Origin of the sequence: Streptomyces sp. NPDC050439 (assembly GCF_040655335.1) — a bacterium.
In the GTDB taxonomy this organism is placed as follows: Bacteria; Actinomycetota; Actinomycetes; order Streptomycetales; family Streptomycetaceae; genus Streptomyces.
Genome location: NZ_JBFAJT010000006.1, coordinates 618,186 through 632,226, shown reverse-complemented (window position 1 = coordinate 632,226; position 14,041 = coordinate 618,186). Strand labels below are relative to the sequence as shown.

Genomic DNA, 14,041 nt, shown 5'->3' with positions numbered 1-14,041 from the left:
ACAAACCCGTCTTCGCATGCTTCAACGCGGGGAAACGGGTGAGGGTTCCCGGCCGCCTCCGACGAGTTGGCCGGGAGAGGGCCGGGAGGCCCGGTGATCAGCCGCCGTAGACGTGCGGGGCGAGGGTGCCGACGAACGGCAGATTGCGGTACTTCTCCGCGTAGTCCAGGCCGTACCCGATGACGAACTCGTTCGGGATGTCGAAGCCGACCCACTCCACGTCGATCGCGACCTTGGCCGCCTCGGGCTTGCGAAGGAGCGTGCACACCTTCAGCGACGCGGGCTCACGCGAGCCGAGGTTGGAGAGCAGCCAGGACAGCGTCAGACCGGAGTCGATGATGTCCTCGACGATCAGGACGTGCTTGCCCTTGATGTCGGTGTCCAGGTCCTTGAGGATCCGCACGACACCGGAGGACTGGGTGCCCGCGCCGTACGACGACACGGCCATCCAGTCCATGGTGAGCGGGGTGGACAGCGCACGCGCCAGGTCCGCCATGACCATCACCGCGCCCTTGAGCACACCGACGATCAGCAGGTCCTTGCCCGCGTACTCCGCGTCGATCTTCGCGGCCAGCTCAGCCAGCTTCGCGTCGATCTCTTCCTTGGTGATGAGCACCGACTGAAGGTCGGTGCCCATGTCTTTCGCGTCCACCCGCATCACTTTCGGTCGTCCGTCACACCGGCTGCGCGGGGCCCAGGGGCCCCTCGGTCAACAGCCTTGCCGGATCACCAGTCTGCCACCCTGGCGCTGGGCGACGACTTTGCCCGGGAGATTGATGGCTCCCTGGCCGCGCCAGCCCGTGATCAGCCGGTCCACCTCTTCGAGGTGCCGGGCGAACAGCGCACCGGCCGGGGCGCCCGCCTCGATGGCGGCACGGCGGACGATGCGGCGGCGCACGGCGGGCGGCAGGGCGTAGAGCTTGGCGCACTCCAGGAGTCCCGCGGCGTCGCGCACGGAAGCTTCCGCCTGTGCGGCCCAGTGGTCCAAGGCGTCGGCGTCATCCCGGGACAACTGGGCCGTACGGGCGAGTGCTTCCACGACGCCCTTGCCGAGGGCTTTCTCCAGGGCGGGCAGGCCCTCGTGCCGCAGCCGCGAGCGCGTGTAGGCGGGGTCGGTGTTGTGCGGGTCGTCCCAGACGGGCAGCGACTGGACCATGCAGGCCTTGCGGGCGGTCTGCCGGTCGATGTGCAGGAAGGGGCGGCGGTAGCGGCGGTCGGCCCCCGGGCCGCCCGACACGGCCGCCATCCCGGACAGGGAGCGGATGCCGGAGCCGCGGGCGAGACCGAGCAGGACGGTCTCCGCCTGGTCGTCGCGGGTGTGGCCGAGGAGGATCGCGGCGGCGCCGTGTCGCTCGGCGACGGCGTCGAGCGCGCCGTATCTCGCGTCGCGGGCCGCGGCCTCGGGGCCGCCGTCCCTGCCGACGTCGACGGCGACGGACTCGATCGGGTCGAGGCCGAGGGCGGTGAGCCGCGAGACGACCTCGGCGGCGCGCAGATCGGACCCGTCCTGCAGACCGTGGTCGACGGTGACGCCGCCGGCCCGGATGCCGAGTTTGGGGGCCTCGAAGGCGAGGGCGGAGGCAAGCGCCATGGAGTCGGCGCCGCCGGAGCAGGCGACGAGCACGAGTGGCGACGTGGCCTGCTCGCGTGGAGGGTGGGAGTGCGCGGGGCGCGGGGGGACGAGCTCGGGCGTGCGCTGTGCGTCGGGGGTGCGCCGTGCTTCGAGGCGCCTCTGATCGGCGCGCGGGGTGTCGGTGCGCTGTACGTCGGTCAGTACGTCGTGGAGTACGCGGCGAACCGCCAGGCGTATCGCCGCGACCGCAGGATGGGGACCCATGTCCGGTTCCCTTCATGAAGTTCGGGGGTGAGCCTCGGACCTGTCACTCAGGACCACACGCAGGAGATCGGGCCTCAGGCAGATCCCCAGAGGTTAGTCACTCAGAGTGTGTCGATGGTGACAGAGCCGAGCCGTTCCCCGAGCATTGCACGCCTACCCATGGCTCACGGTCCCTCGGACGGGTGATTGCGGGGGCGTTCGCCTGCCATCGGCCGCAACTCGCTCCCCTGCCGCCCTCACTCTCCCTTACGGTGCACCCGCGCGACCCAGTCCGCCGGTTTGGCGATCTCCGACTTGGTGGGCAGCGTGTTCGGCGAAGTCCAGACCCGGTTGAAGCCGTCCATTCCGACCTCGCCGACGACGGCGCGCACGAACCGCTCGCCGTCGCGGTATTGGCGCAATTTCGCGTCGAGGCCGAGGAGCTTGCGCAGGGCTTGGTCAAGGCGGCTCGCCCCGCGCGCCCTGCGCTGCTGGAATTTCTCCCGGATCTCGGCGACGGAGGGCACCACGTCGGGCCCGACGCCGTCCATCACGAAGTCCGCGTGGCCCTCCAGGAGCGACATGACCGCCGTGAGCCGGGCGAGGATCTCGCGCTGGGCGGGGGTCTGGACCAGCTCCACGATGGAGCGGCCCCCGTCGTCCTCCTCGCCCTCGGGGCGACCGCCCGCGAGGGACTGCGCCGCTTCCCTGATGCGTTCGAGGACCGTCATCGGGTCGACCTCGGTCTCCGAGAGGAACGCCTGGATCTCGCCCTCGAGGTGGTCACGCAGCCAGGGCACGGCCGAGAACTGGGTGCGGTGCGTCTCCTCGTGCAGGCACACCCAGAGCCTGAAGTCGTGGGGGTCCACGTCGAGTTCGCGCTCGACGTGCACGATGTTCGGTGCCACGAGGAGGAGCCTGCCGCCGCCGTGCTCCCCCGCCGGGAGGTCGCGGGTGGCCGGAGCGAAGGTCTCGTACTGGCCGAGGACGCGTGAGGCGAGGAAGGAGAGCAGCATGCCCAGCTCCACGCCGGTGACCTTGCCGCCGACCGCACCGAGCACGGCGCCCGGACCGCCGGAGCGGCGGTCCTGCATCTTGTCCAGGAGGGGCTTGAGGATCTCCCGGAAACCGGCGACGTTCGCCTTGATCCAGCCGGCGCGGTCGACGACGAGCACCGGGGTGTCGTGCATGTCCTCCGTGCCCATCCGGGTGAAGGCCCGGACGTGCTCCTCCGAGGACTTCGCATGCTTCCGGAGCTCGGCGACGATGGCCCGTGCCTCGTCCCGGCTCACTTCTGGACCCGGCCGCACGAGCCGGGTCGCGGTCGCCACCGCGAGATTCCAGTCGACCATCTCCGCACCACCGATGCTCGTCATGCGTCAACGGTACGTGGTCGTGTCCGCCTGCGGAGGGGGTTGAACCCCGAGATTGCCCCACTCCGCGCCCGTAGGGGTCGACGGGGCGGGGCGAGGGTCAGCGGCAACCGCACTTCGCCACCGCTGACGCCATCGCGTCCAGTGCCGCCTGGGCCGCCTTCGGGTCCGTCGTGCCGGTCGTCATGAAAGCGAAGACCAGGAGACGGCCTTCCGTGTCGACGACCGTGCCCGCCAGGGTGTTCACGCCCGTCAGGGTTCCGGTCTTGGCGCGTACGACGCCGGTGCCCGGGGAGTCCTTGGGATAGCGGTCCACCAGGGTGCCCGTGAAGCCCGCCACCGGCAGGCCCGTCACCACGGAGCGCAGTTCGGGGTGGGCGGGGTCGGCGGCCCGGGCCAGGAGCGCGGCGAGCAGTTCGGCCGAGCTGCGGTCGGCGCGGTCCAGGCCGCTGCCGTCGGCGAACTTCGTGCCGTCGAGCGGCAGCTGCGCCTTCTTCAGCCGGGCGTCGATCGCCCTGCCCGCGCCGTCGAAGCTCGCGGGTTCCTTCGAGGCGAGCGCCGTCTGGCGGGCCAGCGCCTCGGCGATGTCGTTGTCGCTGTGCGTCAGCATCCGTTCGACGAGTGCCGAGAGGGGCGGGGACTCGACCTCGGCCAGGGAGTCTGCCCGGTCGCTCGCCTTGGACGGGCCGGGGTCCTTCTTTTCCTTGCCGCCGGTGCCGGCCTCGATGCCCTCCTTCTTAAGGAGGTCGGCGAACTTCTTCGCCGCGTCACCCGCCGGGTCACCCGAACGCGGGGCGGGGCCGCTGGAGGAGTCGTCGAGGCGGCCCTCGTCGGCCATCAGCGCGCTGACCAGGGTGAGGTTCTCGTTCGGCCCGATGGGGTGCTGCTGCTCCCCGCTGTAGAGCGAGGTGTCGTACGTCAGGGTCACCTTCTTGGTGCCGCGCTCCTTCAGGGCGTGCGCGGTGTCCTCGGCCAGCTCGCGCAGGCTGGCGGCGCTCTTCGCGTAGGGGCCGTCCTTGCGTGCGGTGAGCGTGGGGTCGCCGCCGCCGACCAGGACGACCTCCTTGGAGTCCGGCTCGATGACCGTCTTCGTGGTGATGCGGTGGTCCGCCCCCGCCGCGGTCAGCGCCGCGACCGCCGTGGCGATCTTGGTGGTGGACGCGGGCGTCAGGGCCTCGCCGCCGCCCTTGCCGTAGACCCGCCGCCCGGTGCCCGCGTCGATCACGACCGCCGAGCGTTCGGGGCCCAGCGCCTTGGCCTTCAGGAGCGGGTCGAGGACCCCTGCCACCGCCTTGCCGTCCGGTGCGGGCGCTGAGCCGCCGTGCGCGGAGCCCGCGGGCACTCCGAGGCCCCTGAGCACGGACGGGGCGCTCGGGGCGGCCGCGGGGGCCCGTCCGGACGTACGACCGCCGTGATCTGTGCCACCCCCGGCCTCCTGGGAGGCCGCCCAGTCCCGCTCGGCCGTACGCTGACCGGAGGAGTCCCAGGGGCCGGCCGCGGCCACGGCACCGGCCGCGATCGCGAGTCCGACAGTGGCCGCACCCGCCGTGAGCTGCAAGGTCTTGCGCTTCGCAGGAATCTTGAGAGCGGCGGAGATCTTGGGAGCCGACGGCTTGGGAAGCTGCTCGAGCAGCTTCCCGATCTGCTGCCGGGTCTGCTGCCAAGGCTTGAGCTCGGGCACGACGACCAGCCCCTTTCGCGATCACACATCTGCGTGAGGGACACTTAACCACCCGAAGTATGTGCTGATCATGGAGGAGCCACCCGTGGAGTTCGACGTCACCATCGAGATTCCGAAGGGTTCGCGGAACAAGTACGAGGTGGACCACGAGACCGGCCGGATCCGCTTGGACCGTCGCCTCTTCACGTCGACCAGCTACCCCGCGGACTACGGCTTCGTCGAGAACACCCTCGGCGAGGACGGTGACCCGCTGGACGCCCTCGTCATCCTGGACGAGCCGACCTTCCCGGGCTGCCTCATCAAGTGCCGCGCGATCGGCATGTTCCGGATGACCGACGAGGCGGGCGGCGACGACAAGCTGCTCTGCGTCCCGGCGTCGGACCCCCGCGTGGAGCACCTGCGCGACATCCACCACGTCTCCGAGTTCGACCGCCTGGAGATCCAGCACTTCTTCGAGGTCTACAAGGACCTGGAGCCCGGCAAGTCCGTCGAGGGCGCCGACTGGGTCGGCCGCGCGGACGCCGAGGCCGAGATCGAGAAGTCGTACAAGCGTGCGGAGGCCCAGGGTCACTGAGTGCCCCTGTCCTCCGCTTACGGGCCGCGCGATCTTCACGAAGACCGCGCGGCCCGTTCGCGTATCTGTGCGCATACTGTTCGTACTGGAGGTGCACAAGGTACGTATGTGGGAGCGAGGCAGTGAAAGTGGCTGACCAGGAGGCCGAAGACCGCAAGCCACAGTCGGACGAGGCACGGAGTGCGTTCACTCAGCCCACCGGCGTGATGCAGCAGCCACCGCCACCCGAGGACGAGTCGCAGACGACCTCCGAGTTCGCGATCCCGAACGGCCTGCCGAATCCCGCGTCGACCACGCAGGAGACGGAGAAGTCGGCGTTCACCACGCCGCACACCTACAGCTCCCGCAACGCGCCCCCCGCGTTCACGCCCCCGCACGGCATACCCCTGGTGAAACTCACCAAGGAGACGCCCTGGCAGGACCAGATGCGCACGATGCTGCGCATGCCGGTCGCCGAGCGGCCCACTCCGGAGGCCACGCAGAAGCACGAGGACGAGACCGGGCCCGCGGTCCCGCGTGTGCTCGACCTGACGCTGCGTATCGGCGAGCTGCTCCTGGCGGGCGGCGAGGGCGCCGAGGACGTGGAAGCGGCGATGTTCGCCGTCTGCCGCAGTTACGGCCTGGACCGCTGCGAGCCGACCGTCACGTTCACGCTGCTCTCGATCTCGCACCAGCCGTCCCTGGTGGAGGACCCGGTCACCGCCTCCAGGACGGTGCGCCGCCGGGGCACCGACTACACCCGTCTCGCGGCCGTCTTCCAGCTGGTGGACGACATCAGCGACACGGACATCGACATCACCCTGGAAGAGGCCTACCGCCGTCTGGCGGCGATCCGGCGTAACCGTCACCCGTACCCCGGATGGGCGCTCACGGCGGCCAGCGGGCTGCTCGCGGGTTCGGCCTCCGTGCTCGTCGGCGGTGGCGCGCTGGTCTTCCTGGTCGCGGCGTTCGGCGCGATGCTCGGCGACCGGCTCGCCTGGCTGTGCGCGGGCCGCGGCCTTCCGGAGTTCTACCAGTTCGTGGGCGCCGCGATGCCGCCCGCGGCGATGGGCGTCACGCTCAGCCTCGTGCACTCCCAGGAGGTCAACGCCTCCGCGGTGATCACCGGTGGCCTCTTCGCGCTGATCCCCGGAAGAGCCCTGGTCGCGGGCGTCCAGGACGGCCTGACCGGCTACTACATCACGGCGGCCGCCCGCCTTCTGGAGGTCTGCTATCTCGTCGTGGGCATCGTCTGCGGCGTCCTGCTCGTCCTGTCGCTCGGCGTGATGCTCGACGCGACGAGCCTGCAGCCGGAGACGGCGTTCGTGGCGACCGACTCGCGCCCGGTGATCCAGATCCTGGCGTCGATGGCGCTGAGCCTCGCCTTCGCGATACTGCTCCAGCAGGAACGTCACACCGTGCTCATCGTGACCCTGAACGGCGGTATCGCCTGGGTCATGTACGGCGCGCTCGCGCAGACCTCGCTGGAGCTGTCGCCGGTGGCGGCGACGGCCGTCGCGGCCGGGCTCGTGGGCCTGTTCGGCCAGCTCTTCTCGCGCTACCGCTTCGCTTCTTCACTGCCGTACGTCACCGCGGCCATCGGCCCGCTGCTGCCCGGCAGCGCCACGTACTTCGGTCTGCTGGCGCTCGCGCAGAACGACATGAACACGGGCATCAACTCGCTCACCAAGGCGGCGGCGACGGCACTGGCCATCGCGATCGGCGTGAACCTGGGCAGCGAGGTCTCGCGGATGATCCTCAAGATCCCGGGCGCCACCACGGCGGCGAACCGCCGGGCGGCCAAGCGGACCCGAGGCTTCTGACCCCGGGCCCGCCGGCGAGTGCCCTAGCGCTTCGCGTGGCGGCCGCGTGAGGCCGGGGCCGCCCCGGGGGCCTCGCCCTCGGTCGCCGCGGCCTTCTTGGACTTGCTGCGCGCCCGCAGGAACTCGATCACGATCGGCACCACCGAGATCAGGACGATCAGGATGAGGATCGCCTCGATGTTCTTGTGCACGAATTCGATCTTGCCGAGCCAGGCGCCGAGCATCGTGACACCGGCACCCCAGAGGATGCCGCCGATGATGTTGAACGTGATGAACGAGCGGTACCGCATGCCGCTGACGCCGGCGATGATCGGCGTGAACGTCCGCACGATGGGCACGAAGCGGGCCAGGACCAGCGACTTCGGGCCGTACTTCTCGAAGAACTCGTGCGCCTTGACCACGTTCTCCTGCTTGAACAGCTTGGAGTCCGGGCGGTTGAAGAGCGCGGGGCCGACCTTCTTGCCGAAGAGGTAGCCCGCCTGGTCGCCGAGGATCGCGGCGATGCAGATCAGGACGATGCAGAGCCAGAGCGGGAAGTCGAGCTGCTTCGTCGTGATCAGCAGACCCGTCGTGAACAGCAGCGAGTCACCCGGCAGGAAGAAGCCGATGAGCAGGCCCGACTCGGCGAAGACGATCGCGAGCAGACCCCAGACCCCGAACGTGTTCAGGAGGTAATCCGGATCCAGCCAGCTTGGTCCGAGCGCAAGCGTCGTCACGGTTCGGGGCTCCTGTGGGTGAGAGGGCGATGCGGCGGGGGGATGGCCGCCCAAAGCTATCAACGCGAGGTGACGTGCCCAGGTTCCAGCCTTCTTCCAGGGTGCACTGCGCGTGCTCCGGGGCAAAGCTGTGTGCCATGGGTATCGAAGACTTCGGCGGTGGCACCGACCCGCTCTCCGACGTACTGGTCGTGACGACGAACGACGTACCGGGCTACCGCGTACAACAGGTTATCGGTGAGGTCTTCGGCCTCACCGTTCGCTCCCGGCACTTGGGCAGCCAGATCGGCGCCGGCCTCAAGTCCATGATCGGCGGCGAGCTGAAGGGACTCACGAAAACGCTGGTGGAGACCCGGAACCAGGCAATGGAGCGCCTCATCGAGCAGGCACGCGCGCGAGGCGCCAACGCGGTCCTGATGATGCGCTTCGACGTGACCGAGGCCGCGGACGTGGGCACCGAGGTGTGCGCGTACGGCACGGCGGCCGTGATCGTCCAGGAGTCATGACAGTAAGGGGCACCCGCCCGTGGCGGGTGCCCCTTACTGATCCTCTTGCTCAGCCGTTGCGCGCCGCGTTCGCCAGGATTGCGTCCCGCATGTAGACGGCGAGCCCGGGCCTGATCGCCTCGTAGGTCGCCGTGAACCGCTCGTCCGCCACGTACATCTCGCCGAGGCAGGTGTGCAGCTCGTGCGAACAGGCGTAGTGGAAGCGCGTGATGGAGGCGCGGTGTTCCTCCGCCGTGTCCATCGCCTCCACGGAGTCCGCGGGCAGGCCCTGGGCGAGCAGGTCCCCCATGCGCGCGTGCACCGCGTTGAACGAGTCGTTGATCCGCTGCCAGTCCTCCTTGGTGTACGAGGCGGCCTTGCGCTGCGACTCCTTGTACGCGTCGGTGTCGCCCCAGCGGCGCTCGACCTCGTCCGCGTACTGGTCGGGGTCGCCCCCGAAGACCTCGAACTTCTCCTCGGGCGTGAGGTTGATGCCCATTTTCTTCGCCTCCATGGCGTTCTCGACGGCGTCGGCCATCTCCTGGAGCCTGCTGATCCGGGCGGTCAGCTGCTCGTGGCGGCGGCGCAGGTGACCGCGCAGGTCCGTTTCCGGGTCGTCCAGAAGGGCCGCCACCTCGTCGAGGGGGAAGCCGAGCTCCCGGTAGAACAGGATCTGCTGCAGCCGGTCCAGGTCGGCGTCGTCGTAACGCCGGTGGCCCGCGTGGCTGCGCCCGCCGGGTGCGAGCAGGCCGATCTCGTCGTAGTGGTGCAGCGTGCGCACCGTCACTCCGGCGAAACCGGCGACCTGTCCCACGGAATAGCTCACGTGGCTCATGGCTTGCGCCCCTCTCTCGGTACACACCACAGCCTGGGTCCTCACGTCACGTGAGGTGCAAGTGCAGACCCCGGCGGCCGCCCATATCCTCGCCAGAGGGGACATGAAAGGCACGCCAGAAAACCTCACGCCTTCGAGGAGACCGCCATGCCGCTCCACCGCAGCGAGGACCCGAACGGCGACTCCAAGGGGCGCACCCTCGCGGTGAACCCCTTCTACGGAGAGGCGAACCCGGTCAGCGGCATGACCGAGGCCCCGCCCAAGCACCGCCTCCCCGACGGGCCGCTGCCTCCCACGACGGCGTACCAGCTGGTGCACGACGAGCTGATGCTGGACGGCAACTCTCGGCTCAACCTCGCGACCTTCGTCACGACGTGGATGGAGCCGCAGGCCGGCGTCCTCATGACGGAGTGCCGGGACAAGAACATGATCGACAAGGACGAGTACCCGCACACCGCCGAGCTGGAGCGGCGCTGCGTGGCCATGCTCGCCGACCTGTGGCACGCGCCGGACCCAGCGGGTGCCGTCGGCTGCTCGACGACCGGGTCGAGCGAGGCGTGCATGCTGGCCGGCATGGCGCTCAAGCGCCGCTGGGCCAAGGACAAGCGCAACAGCGACCGTTACCCGTCCCCCACCGCGCGCCCGAACCTGGTCATGGGCGTCAACGTCCAGGTGTGCTGGGACAAGTTCTGCAACTTCTGGGAGGTCGAGGCGCGCCAGGTCCCCATGGAGGGCGACCGCTTCCATCTCGACCCGGAGGCCGCCGCCGAGCTCTGCGACGAGAACACGATCGGCGTGGTGGCCGTGCTCGGGTCCACCTTCGACGGGTCGTACGAGCCGGTGGCCGAGCTCTGCGCGGCTCTGGACGACCTCCAGGAGCGCACCGGGCTCGACATCCCCGTGCACGTCGACGGGGCGTCCGGCGCGATGGTGGCGCCGTTCCTCGACGAGGACCTGGAGTGGGACTTCCGGCTGCCGAGGGTGGCCTCGATCAACACGTCGGGCCACAAATACGGCCTGGTCTACCCGGGCGTCGGCTGGGCGCTGTGGCGGGACGCGGACGCGCTTCCCGAGGAGCTGGTCTTCCGGGTGAACTACCTCGGCGGTGACATGCCGACGTTCGCGCTGAACTTCTCGCGTCCTGGCGCGCAGGTCGCCGCGCAGTACTACACGTTCCTGCGCCTGGGCCGTGAGGGCTACCGCGCCGTCCAGCAGGCGGCCAGGGACGTCGCCGGCGGCCTCGCGGAACGCGTCGAGGCGCTCGGCGACTTCCGGATGATCACGCGCGGGGACCAGCTGCCGGTCTTCGCCTTCACGACGCGGGACGACGTACAGGCGTACGACGTCTTCGACGTGTCCCGGCGGCTTCGCGAGCGCGGCTGGCTGGTCCCCGCGTACACCTTCCCGGCCCATCGCGAGGATCTGGCGGTCCTGCGCGTGGTCTGCCGCAACGGCTTCACGGCCGACCTCGCGGAGCTCTTCCTGGAGGATCTGAGCAGCCTGCTGCCCGAACTGCGGCGGCAGCCGCATCCCTTCACCCGGGACAGGGACGCGGCCACGGGCTTCCACCACTAGGGCCCTTCTGCGCTACTTGCTCAGGCCCCCGAACCTGCGCACCGCGAGCGGCATGAACACCCCCACGAGGACCACGGGCCACGCCACCGCGAGCAGCCCGGCGTGCTCGGCGGCCCATGAAGTGCCCACCACTCCGGGGTCGTTGCCGAACAGGTCGCGGACCGCCGTGGCCGTCGCCGACATCGGGTTCCACTCGACGGCGGCACCGAGCCAGCCCGGCATGTTCTGCGGGACGGTGAAGGCGTTGGAGAGGAAACCGACCGGCCAGACCAGGATCTGCACGGCCACGACCAGCTCCGGCTTGCCCGCCACCATCGCCAGGTGAATGCCGATCCACAGCATCGCGAACCGCAGCAGGAGCAGCAGCCCGACCGCGCCGAGCGCGGCCCCGAAGGAGCCGTGCCAGCGCCAGCCGATCACGAGGCCGACGCCGATCATGACCAGCAGCGAGGTGAGCGACTGGAGCATGTCCGCGACCGAACGGCCCACCAGCACCGCGCCGTTGGTCATCGGCATGGACCGGAAACGGTCGATCACGCCCTTGTTGAGGTCCTGGGTGACGGCGACCATGGTCGCGTCCAGACCGAAGGCCATGGTCAGCGCGAACATGCCGGGCACCAGGAACTCGGCGTAATCGCCCGCGATGCCCTTCCCGCCGCCGATCAGGTAGTTGAACATCAGCAGCAGCATCACCGGGAAGACCAGGCCGACGAGCACCTGCACGGGCTGCCGCGCCCAGTGCGCGAGTTCGCGTCGCGTCATGGTCCAGGAGTCGATCGCCGCCCACCGGAGGGGCGTGCCGCTCGCCACCGGCAGACGGCCTGTCGTCGTCGCGCTCACACGGTCTCCTTCATGCGTTCCTGGCCGTCCGCGAGGCCCGCTGGACCCGTGAGGCGCAGGAACGCCTCGTCCAGGGTCGGCCTGCGCACCGCGATGTCCTCGGCCTCCACACCGGCCTCGCGCAGGGCCTGTACGACGCCGGTGAGCGCCTCCATGCGGTCGGCCACCGGCGCGCTCGCGAGACGGCGGTCCGCGTCCACGGTGGCGTCGCCGGGCAGGAGGCGTGCCGCCAGCTCCAGTTGGGCCGCGTCGCGCACCACCACGTCGATGCGGTCGCCGCCCGTCTTCGACTTGAGCTCGTCCGCCGTGCCGTCCGCGATGACCCGGCCCCGGTCGACCACCGAGATGCGGTGGGCGAGCTGGTCGGCCTCTTCGAGGTACTGCGTGGTGAGCAGCACCGTCGTGCCGCCGTCGACCAGCGAGCGCACCGCCTCCCAGACCTCCGTGCGTCCGCGCGGGTCGAGTCCGGTCGTCGGCTCGTCCAGGAACAGCACGTCGGGCTCGGTGATGAGCGAGGCCGCCAGGTCCAGGCGGCGCCGCATGCCGCCGCTGTACTGCTTGACCGCCTTGCGGCCGGTGTCCCCGAGCCCGAACCGCTCCAGGAGCTCGTCGGCCCGCACGCGCGCGTGCCGGGCGCCCAGGTGATGGAGCCGCCCGAACATGTCCAGGTTCTGCCGCCCGCTCAGCTCCTCGTCCAGGGCTGCGTGCTGACCGAGCAGGCCGATGCGCCTGCGCACCTCGTCGGGGCTGCGCCGCACGTCGTACCCGGCGACCTCCACCCGCCCCTCGTCCGCCCGCAGCAGCGTGGCGAGCACCCGCACCACGGTGGTCTTGCCGGCACCGTTCGGGCCGAGCACGCCGTGCACCGTGCCGCGCCCGACCCTCAGGTCAAGGCCGTCGAGCGCCCACTTCTCCCCGTACCGCTTCCGTGCGCCCTCGACGACGATCGCGTCCGTCATCCGTCTCCCTCCGAGCCCCTGGCACCCCGTAGTCAAACTTGACTACGAGTCCAACGCGAGGGAAGGTATCCCCGAATCCAGGATTAGTCAAACTTGATCAGCGGTCGTCCCCCGCATGCGGCTCCCCGGTCGCGTACGGGTTCTCCTCACCCTCACCGAGGACGGCGACGAACGGTGCGCCCTCCCCCGCGAACGTGTACGCGCCGCCCTCGATCCGCTCGATCAGTCCGCGCGTCCACTCCACGCCCCCGTCGGCCGTGTGGACCCAGAGGTTCATGATCTCGCCGATGTGCCCGAGCTGCTCCGGGCCCTCCTCGGGCGTGTAGTACTCGGTCACGGACCTGCGCCACTCCTCGATGCCCGCCACCCGCTGCTTCAGCAGGTCGACGGCCTCGGCCCGGGGCAGGTCGACGATGAAGCCGAGAGCCGCGGAGAGCATGTCAGGGCGCTGGTCGTACGAGACGAGGTTCGACCGGAGCAGGCTCAGGAACTCCTCGGTGCCCGCCTCGGTGATCTCGTACTCCGTGCGCGGCGGGCCGCCCGCCGTCGAGGGGGCGATCTCGTGCGCGAGCAGCAGGCCTTGCTTGGCCATCTGCTTCAGCGCGTGGTAGATCGAGCCGGGCTTGGCGTTGGACCACTCGTGGGCGCCCCAGTACTCCAGGTCGTTGCGCACCTGATAGCCGTGGGCCCGTCCGTGCTGACGGACGGCGCCGAGGACAAGGAGTCGGATCGCCGACATCAAAGCCACCTCCTTCTAATCAATTTTGATTAGAGTAGCGGCATGGCCGAGACAATGATCCCTCTCCTCCCCTGCCATGAGCTCGACGAGACCCTCGATTTCTACAAGGCCGTCGGCTTCGAGGTGACCTTCTACCAGAAGGCACCCAACGCGTTCGCCGTGGTGCGGCGCGACGACATGGAGCTTCAGTTCTTCCGGCTCAAGGGCTACGACCCGCAGACCTCCTACAGCACCTGCTACATCGTGACCGACCGCGTGGACGCCCTCCACGAGGCCTTCCGCACCGGCCTCAAGGAGACCCTCGGGCGGATACCGACCCGTGGCCTGCCCCGGATCGGGACCGTGCGCGACATGAGCTACGGCGTCCGGCAGTTCCTGATGTCGGACCCGGCCGGCAACTGCGTACGCATCGGGCAGCCCATCGCCGAGTCCTTCGAGCACGCGCCCGTACCGAAGGAGAGGTACGCGCGCGCCCTGCACCAGGCCGTCCTCCTCGGCGAGTCCAAGCAGGATCACGCGGCCGCCCTCCGCGTCATCGACCACGCCCTCGCCGCCGACGGCACCCCCACCCCCGACCAGCTGCGGGAGCTGCACGCCCTGCGGGCGGAGATGGCCGCGCAGCTCGACGGCCCCTAGCCGCCCCTAG

The 14,041-nt window shown here is 70.0% G+C and carries 14 protein-coding genes; 5 read left to right on the top strand and 9 right to left on the bottom strand.

What is annotated here, in order from left to right; genetic code table 11:
• Positions 1-97: 97 nt before the first annotated feature.
• The 4 genes from hpt to dacB all read right to left on the bottom strand — a co-directional run bounded on the left by hpt (position 98) and on the right by dacB (position 4,786).
• Entirely contained in the window at positions 98-658 is a 561-nt protein-coding gene (gene hpt / locus AB0I66_RS27445) for a hypoxanthine phosphoribosyltransferase (protein WP_135330538.1), read from the bottom strand.
• Positions 659-709: 51 nt separating this feature from the next.
• Positions 710-1,837: a tRNA lysidine(34) synthetase TilS gene (gene tilS / locus AB0I66_RS27440; protein ID WP_363210591.1), complete on the bottom strand. Its 1,128-nt coding sequence runs from the start codon at positions 1,835-1,837 to the stop codon at positions 710-712.
• Positions 1,838-2,073: 236 nt separating this feature from the next.
• Positions 2,074-3,192: a zinc-dependent metalloprotease gene (locus tag AB0I66_RS27435; RefSeq protein ID WP_363210590.1), complete on the bottom strand. Its 1,119-nt coding sequence runs from the start codon at positions 3,190-3,192 to the stop codon at positions 2,074-2,076.
• A gap of 97 nt (positions 3,193-3,289) precedes the next feature.
• Positions 3,290-4,786 (bottom strand): D-alanyl-D-alanine carboxypeptidase/D-alanyl-D-alanine-endopeptidase, encoded by a 1,497-nt coding sequence (gene dacB / locus AB0I66_RS27430; protein ID WP_363210686.1) that lies wholly within the window; start codon positions 4,784-4,786, stop codon positions 3,290-3,292.
• 169 nt (positions 4,787-4,955) lie between these two features.
• On the opposite strand from dacB, the gene AB0I66_RS27425 reads away from it, so the two are divergent.
• Positions 4,956-5,444 carry an inorganic diphosphatase gene (locus AB0I66_RS27425; RefSeq protein ID WP_135330561.1) on the top strand — a complete coding sequence of 163 codons (489 nt, stop codon included), beginning with the start codon at positions 4,956-4,958 and terminating at the stop codon, positions 5,442-5,444.
• A 128-nt stretch (positions 5,445-5,572) separates the two neighbouring features.
• On the top strand, positions 5,573-7,246 hold the full coding sequence (locus AB0I66_RS27420; RefSeq protein ID WP_363210589.1) for a threonine/serine exporter family protein: 1,674 nt from the start codon (positions 5,573-5,575) through the stop codon (positions 7,244-7,246).
• A gap of 23 nt (positions 7,247-7,269) precedes the next feature.
• Here AB0I66_RS27420 and AB0I66_RS27415 read toward each other — a convergent pair whose 3' ends face one another.
• Positions 7,270-7,962: a VTT domain-containing protein gene (locus AB0I66_RS27415; protein ID WP_363210588.1), complete on the bottom strand. Its 693-nt coding sequence runs from the start codon at positions 7,960-7,962 to the stop codon at positions 7,270-7,272.
• Positions 7,963-8,099: 137 nt separating this feature from the next.
• On the opposite strand from AB0I66_RS27415, the gene AB0I66_RS27410 reads away from it, so the two are divergent.
• On the top strand, positions 8,100-8,468 hold the full coding sequence (locus AB0I66_RS27410; RefSeq protein WP_363210587.1) for a YbjQ family protein: 369 nt from the start codon (positions 8,100-8,102) through the stop codon (positions 8,466-8,468).
• A 49-nt stretch (positions 8,469-8,517) separates the two neighbouring features.
• Here the strand turns inward: AB0I66_RS27410 and AB0I66_RS27405 are convergent, their stop codons facing one another.
• Entirely contained in the window at positions 8,518-9,273 is a 756-nt protein-coding gene (locus AB0I66_RS27405) for a MerR family transcriptional regulator (protein WP_363210685.1), read from the bottom strand.
• 156 nt (positions 9,274-9,429) lie between these two features.
• On the opposite strand from AB0I66_RS27405, the gene AB0I66_RS27400 reads away from it, so the two are divergent.
• Positions 9,430-10,857: a glutamate decarboxylase gene (locus AB0I66_RS27400; RefSeq protein ID WP_363210586.1), complete on the top strand. Its 1,428-nt coding sequence runs from the start codon at positions 9,430-9,432 to the stop codon at positions 10,855-10,857.
• 12 nt (positions 10,858-10,869) lie between these two features.
• On the opposite strand, the gene AB0I66_RS27395 is transcribed toward AB0I66_RS27400, so the two are convergent.
• The 3 genes from AB0I66_RS27395 to AB0I66_RS27385 all read right to left on the bottom strand — a co-directional run bounded on the left by AB0I66_RS27395 (position 10,870) and on the right by AB0I66_RS27385 (position 13,395).
• Positions 10,870-11,619 (bottom strand): ABC transporter permease, encoded by a 750-nt coding sequence (locus AB0I66_RS27395; RefSeq protein ID WP_363210684.1) that lies wholly within the window; start codon positions 11,617-11,619, stop codon positions 10,870-10,872.
• A gap of 74 nt (positions 11,620-11,693) precedes the next feature.
• Positions 11,694-12,656, bottom strand: a complete 963-nt coding sequence (locus AB0I66_RS27390; protein ID WP_363210585.1) for an ATP-binding cassette domain-containing protein — start codon at positions 12,654-12,656, stop codon at positions 11,694-11,696.
• A 97-nt stretch (positions 12,657-12,753) separates the two neighbouring features.
• Entirely contained in the window at positions 12,754-13,395 is a 642-nt protein-coding gene (locus AB0I66_RS27385) for a PadR family transcriptional regulator (protein ID WP_363210584.1), read from the bottom strand.
• Positions 13,396-13,437: 42 nt separating this feature from the next.
• On the opposite strand from AB0I66_RS27385, the gene AB0I66_RS27380 reads away from it, so the two are divergent.
• Positions 13,438-14,031 (top strand): VOC family protein, encoded by a 594-nt coding sequence (locus tag AB0I66_RS27380; RefSeq protein WP_363210583.1) that lies wholly within the window; start codon positions 13,438-13,440, stop codon positions 14,029-14,031.
• Positions 14,032-14,041: the final 10 nt, after the last annotated feature.